At 39.4% G+C, this 2,304-nt stretch carries 2 protein-coding genes and 2 tRNA genes (1 of these 4 cut by a window edge); 3 read left to right on the plus strand and 1 reads right to left on the minus strand.

All coding sequences use genetic code 11. From position 1 onward, the window contains the following. Nucleotides 1-313: 313 nt before the first annotated feature. The 3 genes from I3257_RS13105 (at nt 314) to I3257_RS13115 (ending at nt 2,174) form a co-directional block, all read left to right on the plus strand. Nucleotides 314-389, plus strand: a tRNA-Asn gene (locus tag I3257_RS13105). Between the two features lie 383 nt (nt 390-772). Beyond that, nucleotides 773-1,114 carry a CopG family transcriptional regulator gene (locus I3257_RS13110; RefSeq protein WP_201605053.1) on the plus strand — a complete coding sequence of 114 codons (342 nt, stop codon included), beginning with the start codon at nt 773-775 and terminating at the stop codon, nt 1,112-1,114. Nucleotides 1,115-1,439: 325 nt separating this feature from the next. Next, nucleotides 1,440-2,174 carry a hypothetical protein gene (locus I3257_RS13115; RefSeq protein ID WP_238050033.1) on the plus strand — a complete coding sequence of 245 codons (735 nt, stop codon included), beginning with the start codon at nt 1,440-1,442 and terminating at the stop codon, nt 2,172-2,174. Nucleotides 2,175-2,265: 91 nt separating this feature from the next. On the opposite strand, the gene I3257_RS13120 is transcribed toward I3257_RS13115, so the two are convergent. After that, nucleotides 2,266-2,304: transfer RNA gene (locus tag I3257_RS13120), tRNA-Ser, on the minus strand (it continues 152 nt past the right edge of the window).

Below are 2,304 nucleotides of genomic sequence, written 5' to 3' on the forward strand. Positions count from 1 at the left end.
CTCATTTAGCTCATTTAGCTCATTTAGCTCATTTAGCTCATTTAGCTCATTTAGCTCATTTAGCCCATTTAAAGATTTATCGATTGAATTGAAGACATGCCCTAGTCAGTAAATAATATTTTAGCGGTCAAAATTTGCCAAAACAGCCCGCTTTATAAGGGATTACTGGTTATTTTTGACAGATAACAACAATATTTATAATTAATGGCATAATAAGGTTGACAGCCTATAACAACTTGGCTAAAATATGCCCCACATAACGCAAACAAGACAAGCAATAGCGCTTATCTAACTTATCGTTATACCAACATATTCTCCAATAGCTCAGTTGGTAGAGCAACGGACTGTTAATCCGTGTGTCCCTGGTTCGAGCCCAGGTTGGAGAGCCATATACTAAAAACCTTCATCATTATTTGATGAAGGTTTTTTTATGGTTGACGTTTTCAATTAAGAGGATAGCCGCAATCTTAGGGCGTGTCCTCATTTTAAAAATGGTGAAAAAAATGAGATAAATTGCCGTCAAACAAGGACAGTAACGCAAATAATATCGAGAGATTAATAAACTATTTGACGATGTTTGGCAAAATTTAGCCATTTTTAGCCATTTTTAGCCCATTTAAAGGTTAATCGATTGAATTGAGGACACGCCCTAGTACGATTGGCATGCTACGGTGTTCTTTTAGGCGTTTTTGTTGTATGGTAAGGATAGTTTTGATTGGGTTCGTTTTTGTCTGAGTGCTTTACTCCTACTCACTAAAAATAATGGTTTATTATGATACCTGTACGTGTGAAAAATAAGTTTTCTGATCATCCGCAAAAAATCATGCGCCCGATCAGTATTCGTTTGTCTGAAGAGATGATTTCGCTATTAGAAGCCACTTCAAAAGAGTTGGGGTTTAAACGCATCCAAGGGCTTATTCGTTTATATATTCGCCAAGGGCTTGACCGCGATCATCAAGACTACACCCTAGCCCATGACGAGGTGTTCATCGAAAGCCTGCGTAAACGCGGTGTTAGTCAGCATATTATTGATGAGGCCATTGTTGTGACCCACAATAATAATATTACTCACTCATTATCTGAGCTGCAAGAAAATGACCAGACTCATGACTAACTATTCAAACAGTCGTTAGCTGTTACAGCTGTTAATAAAAAAGACTGAGTTTGCTTAACGGCACTCAGTCTTTTTTTGTGGGCGTAATAAAAATATCTATTGTGAATAAAAATACCGATCATGATTGCTTGTCAGAAATTATTATAAATAGTACGTCTCCTGCCCTTTTTTGCTGTCATATAACAAAAATATGCCTATTTTTCTTGCGATACAGCATTTAGCGATAATTAAACACAACCTTTCATCAAACGAGGTATATTAAGAAAACGCTCATTATTTTATTGTCATTCTTTATTATCCATAAAGATTTTTAAGGAGGTGTACGATGGCGAGTTTACATCAACGCTTGAATAAAGCTTTGTTATTGACGATTGCCTTAGCGATACTACCAATCGTTTCTGGTTGCTCACAGCCAGCCGCTGACCCAACCAAAAAAACCATACCGACCAACTCTGACCAGTGGCAGAAAAAACTCGGCACCGCTTTTGAGCAGTTACCTGAATCTGAGCAGCAATTACTCAGCCGCTACATGTTGCGAATGAAACTCAGCGGTGCCTATGAGTCGGGGGCGATGCCGCGTACCACTATCAAGCAAGCCCTTGTGCAACAGCGTGAATATGAACGACTACATCCAAACAATCCAACAGGTAAAAAAAGCCCCATCGTCAGCAGCCAGCCAGCTTATAGTGCCAATGCGCAGAACTACCCTGTCGCTCTACTACCAGTCAAAACCAGCGATAGTGACAGCTTAAATCAAGTAAAACTGCAGTTTATGCTCTCTAATCACGGCAAGGTCGCCATTCGAAGCTTTAAGGGCACACTGACCATGCAAGATGCTAACTTGGCGCAGGGCAAAAGCTTTAACGTACCACTAACACAGTTTGACCCGCCTATTAAACCAGAGCAGTCTGGCAAGATCATCATCGAGAGCAGTATTGAAGACATCAATGTTATGCGTGCCATTAAAAACACCAAAGACTTGACCATCATGATCAGTAAAGGCACATTGATATTGGAGAATGGGCAGGAAATTAAGTTTGATGAGTCGCTAATGAAATAAAAAAACGCTACAGAATATTTATAAAATAATAGGATAAATATCCAGCATAAAAAAAGCCCCAATCATCACTGATTGGGGCTTTTTTCGAATTTGGAGGAGACGGAGAGATTCGAACTCTCGAAGGGCTACA

This window comes from Psychrobacter sp. Ps7 (assembly GCF_022129225.1).
GTDB lineage: Bacteria > Pseudomonadota > Gammaproteobacteria > Pseudomonadales > Moraxellaceae > Psychrobacter > Psychrobacter immobilis_A.